Below are 15,060 nucleotides of genomic sequence, written 5' to 3'. Positions count from 1 at the left end.
TCGATGCAATGCACCATTCATGACTCCTTTTACCGTAGTGACGAATCATTTCAATAGTTTCCTATGAAACACACTATCTCCATCCTACTGCAAAACGAAGCGGGCGCCCTCACCCGGGTGGCCGGACTCTTTTCTTCGCGTGGCTACAACATCGATTCGCTGCATGTCGCACCGACTCAGGATCAGACGATCTCGCGATTGACGCTGGTTACGTCGGGTTCGGATGAGGTCGTGCAGCAGATTTGCAATCAGCTGCTCAAGCTCGTGAACGTGGTGGATTTGAATAACTTCACGGGCGATGACTACTTTCAGCGCGAACTGGTGCTCATCAAACTCAAACTGCGCAAAGGCATCGAGAACTCGATTCAACAATATGTCGGTGAGCTCAACGCGACCATCCTCGACGAAGACCGCCACGCGTTCACCGTCGAAGTCACCACGCCAAACCGACTGATGGACGCCTGCATCGAACGCTTTGCGTCGTTTGGCGAGATCCTCACGGTGGTGCGCAGCGGCTCGATGGCCATGCGCCGCGGCACGCTCAATCTCGATCACTAGCGAAATTGAACCATGGGCCGCGTTCCTGACATCGCTCGAGTCTTTACAACTGAGCGTGTCAGCATTGATCGCACTCAGCGAATGACTATATAAAACTCGATGACTTGATCATGAGCGCGGTTTCCAAAAGCACACTGCAAGCTAACGATCTGCTCGCGCTGAATGCCAAAGCCGCGGAGCGCATCTATACGCTCGCCCGCCGTACGCCGCTCGATCCGGCACCACGCTTAAGCGCCGAGCTCCACAACCGCATTTTTATCAAGCGTGAAGACCTGCAATCGATCTTTTCATTTAAACTGCGCGGCGCGTACAACAAACTGCAGCACCTGCTGGAGACCCAACCGCCCAAGGGTGTGCTGTGTGCCTCGGCGGGCAATCACGCCCAGGGCGTGTCGCTGGCGGCGCGCGAACTCAATCTACCCGCCGTGATTGTGATGCCCGACACCACACCTGCGATCAAAATTGACGCGGTCAAAGCACTCGGCGCGGAGGTGGTGATTCACGGCGCGTCGTTTGACGACGCCAGCGCACATGCGCGCGAACTTGCCGATACGCGTGGCCTAACGTTCGTGCATCCATTCGATGATGCACATGTCATCGCAGGCCAAAGCACCGTGGCCACCGAAGTGCTCGATGAATTAGCAACGAGCGGCCGAACGGCGGATATCGTTTTTGTGCCCGTCGGCGGCGGCGGCTTAGCCGCCGGCATGGCCGCAGTAATCAAAGCGCGTTCGCCCAAGACCAAAGTCATTGGTGTGGAACCGATGGACGCGGCCAGTATGACCGCAGCTCTTGAAGCCGGCGCACCGCCCACGCTCGAACGCGTTGGTACCTTTGCCGACGGCGTGGCCGTGCGTCGCGTGGGCGACCTCACCTTCGCGCTGTGCCAAGCCCATCTCGATGGCATGGTGCAGGTGAGCACCGATGAAATGTGCGCCGCCATTAAAGATCTCTTTTTAGAAACGCGCGTGCTCGCCGAACCGGCGGGCGCCATTAGCTTAGCGGGACTTAAACGGTATATCGCCGACAACACAATAAAAAACAAAACGCTGATTGCGATCAACAGCGGCGCCAATATGAATTTCGACCGCCTCTTGCACGTCACTGAGCGCGCCAACATTGGCGCACAAACCGAAGCGCTGCTCGCGGTTGAAATTCCAGAAACCCCGGGCAGCTTCCTTACGTTTTGCGAAGCCATTGGCGATCGCGACGTGACAGAGTTTAATTACCGCTTTGACAATCAAAAGCGCGCGCATATTTTTGTGGGTCTACGTTTGACCGGCGGTAACGCCGAAAAACAACGCATCACAAAGCAGCTAAGCGACGCAAACTACACGGTGATCGATCTCACGGACAATCAAGTTGCCAAGCTACATCTCCGGCATTTGGTCGGCGGTAGCGCGCCGGGTCTTACGAACGAACGATTATTCCGCTTTGAGTTTCCCGAACGACGCGGGGCGCTGCGTGATTTCTTACAGGCCGTTGGTACGCAATGGAACATCAGCTTGTTTCATTATCGAAACCACGGCTCTGACTTTGGCCGCGTGCTGTGTGGGATTCAGGTGTCGGAAAACGATCTAGACGAATTTAATTCGCACTTAGATAAGCTCGGCTACGCGTTTTGGGATGAATCTGACAATCCGGTGTACCAGCTTTTTTTAGCGAGTCAGTAATCACCCTCGATCAAAGCAGTAATCCTTCGCTGCGGAGGTCAATCTTAACTACCGATCTCCAAACATAGCCCCCGTGACCGCGCGAACGATAAACGCACGCCGATCGCATCCCGCCACCAAGTGAAAGGAAGAAGCGTCATAAGACTGCTTTAGGTTTTTTGTTCGAAATTGGAAAATGGTGCCGAGAAGAGGAATCGAACCTCCGACCTACTGATTACGAATCAGTTGCTCTACCGACTGAGCTATCTCGGCATCCGGATGGAGCGCGGCAGTATATGAAATGTGTGGCTCGGCCGCAATGGCGAGCAGGCTTACGCACGCTTTAGTCGCGCGGTACTAAAGGGATGGGCAGCGCTATTAGCGGTTGCGGATTTTGATCACGACTTCGACCGCCGACAGTTCCGTGCCTTCTGGAATGTTCGGGAGATTTTCGAGCACGATATCGTGTTCGGGGATGTCGATGATGTCGCCGCTGTCTTCGTTATAGAAGTGATGGTGGTGAGTCGTTACCGAATCGTAGAACGCCCGCTCGGGATTGACGTTGACGATTTTGGCAATGCCTTTGGAAACAAAGCGGTTTAGTGTGTTGTACACCGTGGCTTTGGAGACCGATTTGCCCTGAATCCGGAGCTGATCGATGATCTGCTCGGCAGAAACATGCTGCGGACGTGCAAATAGCACCTCGGCTACATCAATACGCTGAGGCGTTATGGTAATACCATTGCGCCCCAGAAGTTTCACAACTTCTTCACGAATCATAGAGTTCGCCCCCCACTTGACTCACCAAAAGTGTATCAAATTACGGAAAATTCTCAGAATTAGAGCGACGACACGCCCATTTCGGCGTCGGAAACCCCTTCCACCCGGTCTGCCAGCATCTGCACGGACGCCGGCGCGAGTGTGATGCCGTTGCGAAAATGCCCGGTGTTGAGAAAAAGCCCATCGAGGCCCGGGTACGCGCCGATGAGCGGGATGCCGTGCGCACGTCCCGGCCGTAAGCCAGACCATTGACCCAGCGGCGTCAGCTCGCCTAACCCTGGGATCAGATTCTTCGCTTTGTTTTTCAGTCTAATCAGTGCTTTATCAGTAATTCCTTGATCGAATCCAACGTTTTCAACGGTGCTACCCACCAAGGTGACGCCATCTCGACGCGTGACAATATAATGCTCCCCGTCATCGACGATCGGTCGACCGGCCCGCTCGGGGCTATCTTGATACCAAATCATCTGTCCACGCACGGGCGTGACGTTGAGTCGAGCGTGCAGCGCCGAACACAATCCGTCGCTCCAGGCGCCCGCGGCAATCACCACGAGGTCTGCGCAAATTTCCGCGTTTTTTGTGCGCACGCCCGTGACGTTTAGACCCTGTTTAAGTAGGGTGTCGACTGCTTCGTTAGGGCGCAACTCGACGCCCAACTTGATGCAGGCGCGTTCCAATGCGGTGATGAGCAACGGGTTGCGCACTTGATAAATGTCATCAAGATAAACCCCCTCCCGCACCCGGCCAATGTCCGGCACGAGTTTGGTCAAGCCTGCTCGATCGAGCCATTTAAGGTCGCGCCCGGTGTTGAGTGCCCACTCTTGCGCGGCGTGTTTGTGCGTATCGCCGACCACTACCATGCCGCTCTGTCGATACTGCGGATCGACGCCCGATTGATCGATCAGCCGTTTCACAAAATCACCGTATAACGCGCGGCTGCTGGCCGCGAGTCGATCCACCACGGTGTGCGCTTGCCAAGGTCGCAATGGCGAGACGATGCCACCCGCTGCGCGCGAGGCACCTTGTCCGATCGGGCCTTTATCAAAGACCCTCACCGCATGGCCACGTGCCGCCAGTTCCCAGGCCGACGCGAGCCCGATGACGCCACCGCCAATCACCACAATGCGAAGGTTACTCAATGTGTTCGCCTACTCGTTCAGTTCAAGCACGGATTGAAAATGAAGCGGATCGTATCATGTCGAGAGAAATGGATGACATTCGCCCATTTTACCGCTGTCACTTCGGTGCTTGGTGACATAGCGTTAATCGACACCCGCCCGTTAGTGGCGTCTTCGGTTGCCGCAATGTGACTCAAATCAATGAACGTGCATAAACACTCATCGGCTCACTGCCCACACCGATCTGCAGCCGCCTGTCAACACAACACAGTAACGCCACACAGTCGATGTGCGCTCGTCGGAGAGCGCGGACTCACCCTGCTTGAACTGCTCGTCACACTCGCGGTGGGCACTCTTTTGCTGACATACGCGCTACCCTCTTGGTCGACAGTGCTCGCCAACGGCCGACAGTCAGCGGCGGTCAATCGTTTTGTGACCAGCGTACTGCTGGCTCGATCCATCGCGATTACCCAACGTACGCACGCAATCGTTTGCCCAAAGGCGGACGGTCCGTATTGCGACCTGGACGGCGACTGGTCCCGAGGCTGGCTCGTTATGCGATCGCCGGACCAGCACGAAGCGCCGCTCGACTCACCACAACTGGAGGTTGTGCAAACGATGAACGAGGTATCACTCGTACCGCAATCGAACCGCCGCGCATTTCGCTTTCGCCCCAACAACAAGCGAGCCACCAACGGCACGGTCGTGTTTTGCGCCCGGGACGCCGCCACACCCAAAGCGGTGATCGTGAGTTACAACGGCCGGCCCCGAACGGCCACCCGCCAGGCCGACGGCAGCGTTATCGAATGCGTTGGCACCTGAGTTGGTGACACCGCGCCGACAAGGAGGCACGGTATGACATAACGCGCCGCGATGCCGCTTATGGTGAAAAAGCCAGCGAAAACATGGAATTATGTAATACCGTTTGTCAGTCAAAACCGCCCGTTCGTCGGAATTTGTGACGCCGGTCACACTTTTGCCCCGTATACTCGTTATGTCGCAAACCAGGGCTACGGGCAAAAAATGGGTATGGGCAGTCATCAACGCGGTCTGACATTGTTAGAACTATTGGTCACCATTTCAGTAGCCGGCGTGCTCATTGGATTCGGCGTGCCATCGTTCATCAACCAATATAAGAACGGCCAGTTGACCAGCGCGGTCAATCTGCTCGTGACCGCCATGCACATCAGTCGATCCGAGGCCAGCAAGCGCGGCACCCCTGTCATTATGTGTACGTCCAACAACGCGATGAACGCCGGCAATGAATCGTGCACCGGCGGAGACTGGACCGACGGCTGGATTGTGTTTGCCGACAACGACGGCGACGGCACATATGGTACCGGCGATCAGATTGTGCAGACGCAGAACTCGCTTAAGGGCGGGTTAACGGTGATCGCCGACGACGACGTCGAGGAGAACATCACCTACCTACCGACCGGTTTTGCCGCGTTACCGGTGGTCGGTGGTGACGCCCGCTTTATTGTCTTTTGCGGCGCCGATGGCGACGACCGCTACTCGCGTGTTTTGAGCTTGTCGAATAATGGCCGCCCTCGCGTGTTAAACCGCAATGATTTTGGCGTAGCGGCACCGTCGTGTGCCACGAGCTAAGCCCGCTAAAGGTCTTAAATATGAAAACATCTCGATACCACATTCCTTATAAACACCGCCGATATTCGCGTGGATTTTCACTGATCGAGGTGCTGGTCGCCTTGGTCGTGTTGTCTGTCGGGATGCTCGGCGTGCTGACCTTGCAAGTCAAAGGCCTGCAGTTTAGCCAGTCCGCGCGCATCAGCACCAACGCGATTCTGGCGGCGAGCGACATGGCTGACCGCATTCGCGCGAACCCAAATGGCGGGTTGAGCTACGTGGCCGGACTCGGTGGCGCCGGTGACCAACCTCAGCCGCAGTGTGCCGACTTGCCGAACGCACCGATGCCCGCTAACACCACGTGTACCACCGCCGAGCTCGCGGCATTTGATATCTGGCTGTGGAAAGAAGCGATCGCCTCAGATGCCGGACTGCCCGGCGGGGAAGGATCCATCGAGGTGCTGCTGCCGGCCGGCGCTGTTGCCACCACGACGTACACGGTTACGCTAAATTATACCGAACGCGGCGAACCGCGTGCGTATCAGGTTGTGATTAACAACTAGCGCGTCCTAGGAATTGTCATGACTCAGCATACCCATTCACAGCAATCTGGCCTGACGCTCATCGAACTGATGGTGGCGATGGCGATCGGCCTGATTTTGGTCCTCGGCACATTTGTGGTGTACACCAACGGCCGCGCTGCCTACGCGACTAACGACAACTTTACGCTTATGCAAGAAAACGCGCGCTTCGCGCTGGGCGTGATCGAGCCCGATCTCGAACTTGCCGGCTATTGGGGACAACACAATGATGCCTCGGCCATTCGAGGAAGCGCGAACGATCGCGAAGCCACCGGTACGCCACTTGGCGGCATCGCCAACGACTGCGCGGAAAACTGGGTGGTGCAATTCGACGAGCATGTCTCGGGTTTTAATGATGTCGAAGCGGGTTGGTCAGACTGGGCCTGCATACCGAATCGATTCACGACCGACACGGATATTTTCGCCGTCCGCCGTGTGCAAGGGTTGCCCGCCAACGCGCTGCAAGCCGGACAGTTTTATCTGCGCTCAAGCGAAGCACCGCGCAGCGAGGTCTTTCTTGGCAATAACGAACCGACATCACTGCCCGCCTCCTCGCTCAACTATGCGCTGGTGGCCAACGCTTACTATGTGAGCCCGTATTCACTCGCCGGCGCCAACGGCACCGACAACTACCCATCGCTACGACGCGTTCAGCTGGTCGAACAAGGTGGTACACCCACCATGGTCGACACGGAAATCACCACGGGCGTGCAGGATATGCAGATTCAATATGGCATCGGACCCGTTAACGTGGCGGGCACGCGCGGCGGCGTCGCAGCTTACGTCAGCGACATCGAAAACCTCACGGCGCCCAACACGATGGTGCGCTCCATGCGTGTGTGGCTATTAATGCGGTCGGAGAATCCGGAGATTGATCATTTCGACGATATTGAATACCAGTTGGGCGATAAAGTCGTCGGCCCGTTCAACGACAACTTCCGACGGATTGTCGCGTCGCGCACCGTCTTTTTCCGAAACTTACATTAATCCTCGTCTTTGCGAAGACTTACCGAGCCAACTCATGATGAATCGAACTATTCCGACACACCTTTCTCGCCAACGCGGTGCCGCGTTGCTGATGGGTCTTATTTTGCTCACGGTGCTCACGCTGCTGTCGCTGTCGTCGATGACCCAGTCGACTTTGAGCTTGCGCATGGCGGACAACGTCAAGCAAGAAGACATTGCCGCGCAGGCGGCTGAATCCGCGCTCATGCAGGCGCTGACCAGCACAGCACCCTTCAACATGGACGGGTCCGTGCTCATCAATGAACAGGTTCGTGACCCACTGGAATTCGATTACTTAAATGATGGCATCAGCACCGCGTCGACCACAGTGACCACGATACTGCGAGACAAACTGCCAGGCAGCGGCTGCTCATTAAACAGCGAATTCGGCAGCCCTGACGGCTGCACGTATCAGCATTTTCAAATGAACGCCATCGGCACCTCCGGCCGCGGCGGCACTCAAAATCAAAACATGGGTTTTTATATTCAAGTGCCGAACTAATTTTACGCCGCGTCGTTACCGATGAACTTGTTAACGCTTTACTGGAATACACGCATGAACACAAAACGCTTTTTCAGCTTGATCATTGCCGCGCTGTTTTTCAGCTCGGTGCCTACATCCGCACAGCTGATGGACATCAAAGAACACTCGGCGGAGCTTGAACGTGTGGAGTTTGGTACTGCCCCGACCACGGGCGGACTTATATACATCAAGCGCTGCGATTTTTGCGCGACACAAGGCGTGACCTTTCGGGCTCAAACACGTTTTTTTGATGGTAAACAGCCTATCACCGCCAAAGCCGCCGAAGCGCTCATCAATCGTGGCGCCACGCTCATCTTTGATCCTGACTCGCGCTACGTCACGCGTGTCACCTTTTGGCCAGCCGACTGATCGCTTGTCCTGACGACTCCTCATCAAATATTGAAGCCTTATGAAAACGAATTCTTTTTACACGACCTGTCTTGCCAGCCTACTGTACGGTGCCGCGCTCTGTGCACCCGCTCACGCATCTGACATCGAAACACTGGTCGGGCAAGTGCAGGACTTTGCCGGCCCCAACGTCACGCTGGTCATCGACACCTCGGGCAGCATGGCCTCCGAAGTGTTTCTCGACAGCACAGTGGCACCCTACGACAGCACGGTCGACTACACGGGCCCGTTTGATGTGCACGAGGCGTTCGGCTTCCCGCTTCGTCTGTTCTACACGGTCACACCACTCGACTCCATCGATTTTCTCGACGCCAGTGAAGTCGACACCAACCAGTGGATTGAAACGCGCTCGTTCGTCTGCCAGAGCGGACAGTCGTCGCTCGTAAGCGCGGGACGTTACACCGACCGTATTGCGCAATTTCGACTCGAGGGTGAAGGCGGCACGTGGGGCCTATTGTTTCCCGCCGATGAGGACGACCTTGACGAAGGGGGGCAGGATGACCGCACGGAGTGTCTCGCCGACTACGGCATACACGGTGACGGCGTCGGTGACGGCACTTTTCCCATCAATCTGGATTCACTGCCCACAGACGGCACCACCGAACCGTTTCCTTGGTCGGCCGATCCGAATGATCCGCAGCTAATCAATTGGGCCCAAACCAGCACACGCTACACTTTCTTCACGCCAAACTATCTCAATTGGATTTATGAGCGCGAACAAAACAGCGATGCGGTGGTGCTCACGCGTCTCGAGATTGTGCAGGAGGTCGCCACCGATCTGGTGGTCGCTTTGTCCGAGCGCTCGTTGGCCAATAATGACGGTCTGCGCCTTGGCTTGATGCGCTTCTCGGCGAACGGTGGTGGCGGCATGGTATTGGCACCGACCACCGACATCGCCAGCGGCAATGCCAACCTGATTAATAAAATTCAGGCGCTGTCGGCCTCCAGTAGTACACCACTTGCTGAAACCATCTATGAGTCGTATCTCTATCACGCCGGCGGCACGCCGCGATTTGGGTTATCGACCACCCCGTCCACATCGGTGGCCGAGGCGCTAGACGGCGGGCAATACAAATCGCCCATCGTCGCGGCGTGTCAGCGCAACTATATGATTCTGCTGACCGACGGTTTGCCGAATGGTGACTTTGAAGCCGATGCCGATATCGCTGCACTCACCGGTGGCTGCGCGGACGGAAGTTGTCTAGATGAAATGACGCAGTTCATGAGTACGGCAGACCTCGCGACAGGATCCGGATTCTCCGGCACCCAGTCGGTCGAGACCTTCATCATCGGCTTTTTCACCGACTCGACGCTGCTGCAAAACGCGACGACGGCACAGGTGGACACCAGCGACGACGGCATAGATGAGCCCGACACACCCGGCTATTTTTTGGCGAACAACCGCGAGCAGCTGCGTACTGCGTTTGATGACATTTTTGGTGTGAACGGCATTCAGGGCAGCGTTGCCACGTTTACGGCTCCCGCCGTATCGGTCAATACGCTCAACCGATTCACCAATCGCGACACCTTGTACTTCACGCTCTATCAGCCGTCGCCGTCGGGTGAACCGCATTGGGATGGTAACCTCAAGGCGTACAAAATTGGCCGCACAACCACCGGTGGAGACATTCAGATACTCGATGCCGACGGCAATCCCGCCGTAGATCCCGGCACCGGTCTGTTTCGCGACGCAGCCAGAAGCATCTGGAGCAACACACCGGATGGCTCGGAGGTGGCCGAAGGGGGCGTGGCCGAACGCTTATCGGCCGACCGAAAAATTTACTCGAACTTGACCACCAATAAAAATCTGAGCGCTGACGACAACCGCATCAGTCGCGATAATGTCGACGCGATCGGCGCACTGCCCGGTATGCCGACGGGCGATGAACTGCTGCAGCTGATCGACTTCACGGCCGGCTTAGATGCGGACGGCATGTCCCGGCGTACGCTCGGCGATCCACTGCACAGTCAACCACTGGTCATCAACTTTGATGGCGGTCCAGATGACCTGCTGCTGGTGTTCGGCTCAAACGATGGCTATTTGCACGCGATAGATCCGACACAGGGTGCCGCCACCACGAACGACCTCGAAGAGTTTGCGTTTATTCCCAAAGAACTGCTGCCGGAACAAGTCAAGCTCAAAGCCAATCTGCCCGCCTACAACGCCGTGGACAATAAAACGTACGGCATGGATGGGCCGATCAACTTCTGGATTGAAAACGACGACGGTGATTTCGTGGTTGAGTCAGGTGGCGAACGCCTGTGGATCTATGCGGGCATGCGACGCGGTGGTCGCAGCTACTACGCGTTCGACATGACCGACCGCGCGTCCCCCAGTTTGGAGTTTGTCATAGATAACGGCCGCACCGGCTACAGTAACCTCGGCCAAACGTGGTCGTCGGCCAGCGTCGGTAAAATCAAACTCGGCAACACCGAGCGCGATGTGCTGATCTTTGGTGGCGGCTATGACCCCAATCAAGACTCCTCCAACAGTGCGGACGCCATCGGTAACTCGGTCTATATCGCCGACGCGAAAACCGGCGATCTGATCTGGAGTGCCGGCGGCACCGGCACAGGTGCCGATCTCGTATTGAGCGAGATGACCCACAGCATTCCATCGGATGTGCGCATCATCGACACCGACAACGACGGATACGTTGACCGCTTGTACGTCGGCGATATGGCCGCACAAGTATGGCGGTTCGATATCAATCCCGATGAGACCACGCTCGATGCACAGATCACTGGCGGCCGTCTTGCCGATTTGGGCGGCAACGGCAGTGCGAATGAGCGACGCTTTTTCTCCGCACCCAGCGTGTCACGCTACGTAGAAGATGGGCGCAGTTTTCTAGCGATTGGTTTGGGTTCTGGCTATCGGGCGCACCCGCTAGAAACCACCATCAACGACAACTTTTACGTGCTGCGCGACGACAACGTGTTTTCGCCCGCGCTCGGACCCAATGGCGATCCCGAATATGGCGACGCGAATGCCGACCTGCTCACCACCGAGCTCGACTTGATTGCGCTGACGCTCAATGGCATTCAGGACGGGTCTACCAGCATCGACGCCACCACCGGTTTTGGACGTGGTTGGTTCTTGAGCTTGGATGCCGGTGCCGGTGAGAAATCGCTGTCCTCTGCCGTCACTGCAGAAGGACGCATTTTCTTTACCACCTATTCACCTCAGAATCAGGCGCTGAGTTGCGATCCCGTGGCGGCCACGGGACTCGGACGATTCTATGGTATCGACATACTCAGCGGCCTACCCGCGCTGTATGACGACGCCCTCGCATCGCCACCGATCGCCAGTGTCGAGCTCGGCCCGACTGGCATCCCACCTCAACCACGGTTGGTGTTTGTTGAACCCGACTGTGAAGGGTGTACGATCAATCCAGGCGATCCGGCCGACGACGGGCTACTGGTGTTACCCACAACCGCCGATATCATCGCCCAAGTGGGCACGCAGGCCTTTAACGTGGGCTTGGCCTCCAAACCCGTTCGCACGTACTGGGTGGAATTTTAAGGAATGACCATGGCTGGCTCACACCGTATGCGCGGCATCACGTTGATCGAACTGATGATCGTGGTGATCATCTTGGGACTGCTGATCGCCATCGGCTATCCCAGTTATTTAAAAAGTACTCTGAAAGCCAAACGCTCAGACGCGACGACTGCGCTGCTCGCCGTGGCGGCGGCTCAAGAAAAAGAATACCTAAAAAGTAACCGCTACAGCGCGAGCCTGGCGGATCTTGGTATTCTGACAACGGAATCGAAAGAGTATACGCTCACGCTAGCGGTCGATAACGATGGCGACACCTTCCTAGCGACCGCCACAGCACGCATTAACGGTTCGCAAGAAAACGACGCGGATTGCGTCATCTTCACGATCGATCAAACCGGAGCGAAACGATCAACAGACAGTGACGGCGGCCCAACCGACGACTGTTGGTAACGCCGACTCGACCGGTTAAATTCGATTAACTGTCGTCATTTGACGACAAAACTGTGACATCTCTCACGGTTGCTCAATAAATCCCACCGATATACTCGTTGCCGTAGTCCGCTGCCACACGACGTGTCCAGCGTAGATTTAACATATATTCAAGAGACGGCACTATGCGAAAACAAGGCGGTTTTTCTCTCATCGAGCTGATGATCACGGTGGTCATTATTGCGATTGTTACCTCGATTGCCTTGCCAAGTTACCGCGAGCACGTCCAACGCACACATCGCACAGACGCGACTGCTGCCTTGCTGCGTGTGGCCGCCGAACAAGAAAAGTTTTATATCGCGAATAACACTTACACAGACGATCTCACCGACCTTGATATTGATGGCACTGAAGAAGGCTTGTACACATTGACCATCGACGCCGGTGCAGACCTGGTCACCACGTTTACCGCCACCGCATCACCAAAAGCCGGTGAATCCCAAGAAAACGACACGAAGTGCTCGTCATTCTCGATCGACGCCAGTGGCAATCGCACGGCTAGCGACAGCGGTAGCGGCGACTCAACGGACGCCTGCTGGAACTAAGTTTGGCGCAAGCTGCTACCGCGCACATTTGCCTGTCGCACTTCGCGGCTCGTTCATTACGCCTTGGACTAAACATTTCGCGCACTCCGCACGTCCAGAGTGGCACGATCCAGATCTCGCGAAACGTACTGTGTAACGCTCGTTAGATTCTTGCATTTGTTTATTCCTGCTCTTTTCCTGTACGTCTCCACATGTCCAGATAGTTGCTGTACGCGTCACCACTGTGGTCGTCGCTCGTGACGTGGTTCACAGTTTACTCGCGGCGTATCGCAGCGTAATACATCATGCATTGTGCATAATGTCGGATAAACATCGAACCGTTGCGCAGTTTACGTTGTGAACAAATCGTAAACCGACCAATACGGTCCGCTTGTCACACGTTTCTTTCCGTTTGTCGAAAACACACTGACAGTCTTTTAAGAGTGCGTAAGATGGTGGGCATCGCTATTAACGACTGGAAAAACCTGTGACACATCGACACACACAACAAGGTGGCTTCTCGCTCATTGAAGTACTGGTGACTATCGTCATCTTGTCCACCGGCATGCTCGGCATCGCCGCACTTTATGTTGAAAGCCTAAAGTCTGGTCATACAGCGCTTGCCCGCACCAAGGCCATTAACCTTGCTGCCGACATGGCCGACCGCATTCGCGTCAATCGCGCGGGTGAAGAGTTTTATGTGACCAACGCAGTGAACGCGCCAGCGGCACCCGCTATTCGATGTGGGGCGTCGCAAGGCATTAATGCCGTGGATTGCACAGCGCAAGAAATGGCGGCCTACGATGTGTGGCAGTGGAAAACAGCCCTTGGTAATACCGACACCACCGACGCCAAGAAAGCCGGACTGGCGAATGCGCAAGGCTCGATCACCCGCAACGCCGCCACCAATCCCACGACGATGACAATTCTGGTTCAGTGGTCCGAAAAGGATCGCGTGCAGGAATACGAATTGTCATTTGCACTGTAGGTCAACGAACTATGATGAACCTTTCCCGCCAACACGGCTTCAACTTAATCGAACTCATGGTCGCCATGGTGATCGGCATCTTCTTGGTCGCCGGCGCGCTTCGCGTATATACGCAGAGTCAGTCTGCACTGATCGTCAGCGAACAGGCCGCGCGTCTTCAGGAAAACGCACGCTACGCACTGCAAGTCATTGAGCGCGACGTACGGGCCGCCGATCTTTGGGGTTTAACCAATAACTCGCGACAAATCGGTGACTCCGCATTGCCGACCGATCCGCCGTCCGTGTTGGCCGCCGGCGCAGGTGAATGCGAAAACAATTGGTCCATCAATATCGACACGGCGATCGAGGGCGCCAACAATGCCAACCCGTACGGTGGCACTTGCATTCCCAACGGCGACTACGTGGCCAACACTGACGTATTGGTCATTCGTCATGCGCAGTCCACCCCAGTTGACGAAGTTGATCTTCGAAACGGCGTCACTTATGTCCGTTCAACAACCAATAGCGGCACGTTGTTCACTGGTCCCAACCAGCCAACGGGCTTCGCCACCGATGCGGTCAACAACGAGCTGACCGCCATCACCTATTGGGTGTCGGATTCATCCGACCACGACAACACCGTCCCGTCATTGCGCCGCTCCTATCTGGGCACCGATGGCGTGAATCCAATCATTATTCAAGAAGAAGTGATCCCCGGCATTGAGGACTTGCAGATTCAGTATGGCGTAGACACGACAAATGATCAGTCGGTCAATATGTACGTCGACTTTGACGATGTGGTGGATCCAGAGACAATTCTCGTCGCGCGCATCTGGTTACGCGTACGCGCGGAACAGATCGAGCAGGGTTATGACGAGGACGTCACGTATCGCTATGCGGATCGAACGTTCACCGCATCGGCCACCGGCAACGCGCTCGACACGCGTTATCGCCGACTGCTGGTTACCAAAACCATAGAAATGCGCAACCGTCGCGCAGAAACACTGCTGTAAGGACTCGCTAATCATGAACCGTCTTAAACATTCCGTTATCGGCCCACGCAAACAACAGGGGGCTGCGCTGGTTGTCGGCTTAATTCTGTTGCTGATCCTTACTGTGTTTGCCGTCAGCGGCATGTCAACCGCTACGCTTGAACTTGTATTAGCCGGTAACACGCAGTTTACCGAAAATGCCTTTCAGGCCTCAGAGTCAGCTATTGAAGCGGAATTTGTTCTAGGCCCGGCAACACCCGACACGCCGCGCAATAACGCCTATGCATTCGACAACGGCGTCGCGGCGACGACGGACGTGACGTACCGCGCAAATACGTTTGCCGAGGGCTATTCAATTTCAGAGTATTCGGCCG

The 15,060-nt window shown here is 56.0% G+C and carries 16 protein-coding genes and 1 tRNA gene; 14 read left to right on the top strand and 3 right to left on the bottom strand.

Features of this window, described 5'->3' with window-relative positions:
• Positions 1-63: 63 nt before the first annotated feature.
• Complete coding sequence (gene ilvN, locus AAF465_12705; GenBank protein MEM7083583.1) at positions 64-558, top strand: acetolactate synthase small subunit; 495 nt, start codon at positions 64-66, stop codon at positions 556-558.
• 110 nt (positions 559-668) lie between these two features.
• Complete coding sequence (gene ilvA / locus AAF465_12700) at positions 669-2,231, top strand: threonine ammonia-lyase, biosynthetic (protein ID MEM7083582.1); 1,563 nt, start codon at positions 669-671, stop codon at positions 2,229-2,231.
• A 176-nt stretch (positions 2,232-2,407) separates the two neighbouring features.
• Here the strand turns inward: ilvA and AAF465_12695 are convergent.
• From AAF465_12695 to thiO, 3 genes are all read right to left on the bottom strand, one after another.
• Positions 2,408-2,483 (bottom strand) — tRNA-Thr (locus AAF465_12695).
• 105 nt (positions 2,484-2,588) lie between these two features.
• On the bottom strand, positions 2,589-2,990 hold the full coding sequence (locus AAF465_12690; GenBank protein ID MEM7083581.1) for a Fur family transcriptional regulator: 402 nt from the start codon (positions 2,988-2,990) through the stop codon (positions 2,589-2,591).
• A 59-nt stretch (positions 2,991-3,049) separates the two neighbouring features.
• Positions 3,050-4,129, bottom strand: a complete 1,080-nt coding sequence (gene thiO / locus AAF465_12685; GenBank protein MEM7083580.1) for a glycine oxidase ThiO — start codon at positions 4,127-4,129, stop codon at positions 3,050-3,052.
• Between the two features lie 180 nt (positions 4,130-4,309).
• Here thiO and AAF465_12680 point away from each other — a divergent pair, with 180 nt between their 5' ends.
• The 12 genes from AAF465_12680 to AAF465_12625 all read left to right on the top strand — a co-directional run.
• A complete protein-coding gene (locus AAF465_12680) occupies positions 4,310-4,930 on the top strand; it encodes a GspH/FimT family pseudopilin (protein ID MEM7083579.1) in 621 nt (206 codons plus the stop codon).
• A 207-nt stretch (positions 4,931-5,137) separates the two neighbouring features.
• Entirely contained in the window at positions 5,138-5,716 is a 579-nt protein-coding gene (locus AAF465_12675; GenBank protein MEM7083578.1) for a GspH/FimT family pseudopilin, read from the top strand.
• A 20-nt stretch (positions 5,717-5,736) separates the two neighbouring features.
• Positions 5,737-6,258 (top strand): type IV pilus modification protein PilV, encoded by a 522-nt coding sequence (pilV, locus tag AAF465_12670; GenBank protein ID MEM7083577.1) that lies wholly within the window; start codon positions 5,737-5,739, stop codon positions 6,256-6,258.
• Between the two features lie 18 nt (positions 6,259-6,276).
• Positions 6,277-7,263 carry a PilW family protein gene (locus AAF465_12665; protein MEM7083576.1) on the top strand — a complete coding sequence of 329 codons (987 nt, stop codon included), beginning with the start codon at positions 6,277-6,279 and terminating at the stop codon, positions 7,261-7,263.
• Between the two features lie 34 nt (positions 7,264-7,297).
• Positions 7,298-7,783, top strand: a complete 486-nt coding sequence (locus AAF465_12660; protein MEM7083575.1) for a PilX N-terminal domain-containing pilus assembly protein — start codon at positions 7,298-7,300, stop codon at positions 7,781-7,783.
• Between the two features lie 54 nt (positions 7,784-7,837).
• Positions 7,838-8,173 (top strand): hypothetical protein, encoded by a 336-nt coding sequence (locus AAF465_12655; GenBank protein ID MEM7083574.1) that lies wholly within the window; start codon positions 7,838-7,840, stop codon positions 8,171-8,173.
• Positions 8,174-8,213: 40 nt separating this feature from the next.
• Positions 8,214-11,735, top strand: coding sequence for a PilC/PilY family type IV pilus protein (locus AAF465_12650; GenBank protein ID MEM7083573.1), 3,522 nt, complete (start codon positions 8,214-8,216; stop codon positions 11,733-11,735).
• Positions 11,736-11,744: 9 nt separating this feature from the next.
• On the top strand, positions 11,745-12,164 hold the full coding sequence (locus AAF465_12645; protein ID MEM7083572.1) for a type IV pilin protein: 420 nt from the start codon (positions 11,745-11,747) through the stop codon (positions 12,162-12,164).
• Positions 12,165-12,328: 164 nt separating this feature from the next.
• Positions 12,329-12,748 (top strand): type IV pilin protein, encoded by a 420-nt coding sequence (locus AAF465_12640; protein MEM7083571.1) that lies wholly within the window; start codon positions 12,329-12,331, stop codon positions 12,746-12,748.
• Positions 12,749-13,214: 466 nt separating this feature from the next.
• Entirely contained in the window at positions 13,215-13,715 is a 501-nt protein-coding gene (gene pilV / locus AAF465_12635; protein ID MEM7083570.1) for a type IV pilus modification protein PilV, read from the top strand.
• 14 nt (positions 13,716-13,729) lie between these two features.
• Positions 13,730-14,707 (top strand): PilW family protein, encoded by a 978-nt coding sequence (locus tag AAF465_12630; GenBank protein ID MEM7083569.1) that lies wholly within the window; start codon positions 13,730-13,732, stop codon positions 14,705-14,707.
• A gap of 13 nt (positions 14,708-14,720) precedes the next feature.
• Positions 14,721-15,060: PilX N-terminal domain-containing pilus assembly protein (locus AAF465_12625; protein MEM7083568.1), on the top strand; the 340-nt coding region annotated here is incomplete at its 3' end.

The sequence above is a fragment of the Pseudomonadota bacterium genome (assembly GCA_039028935.1).
GTDB lineage: Bacteria > Pseudomonadota > Gammaproteobacteria > Steroidobacterales > SZUA-146 > SZUA-146.
The sequence above is the reverse complement of the archived record's forward strand: the minus strand, read 5'-3'. Positions and strand labels throughout refer to the sequence as shown.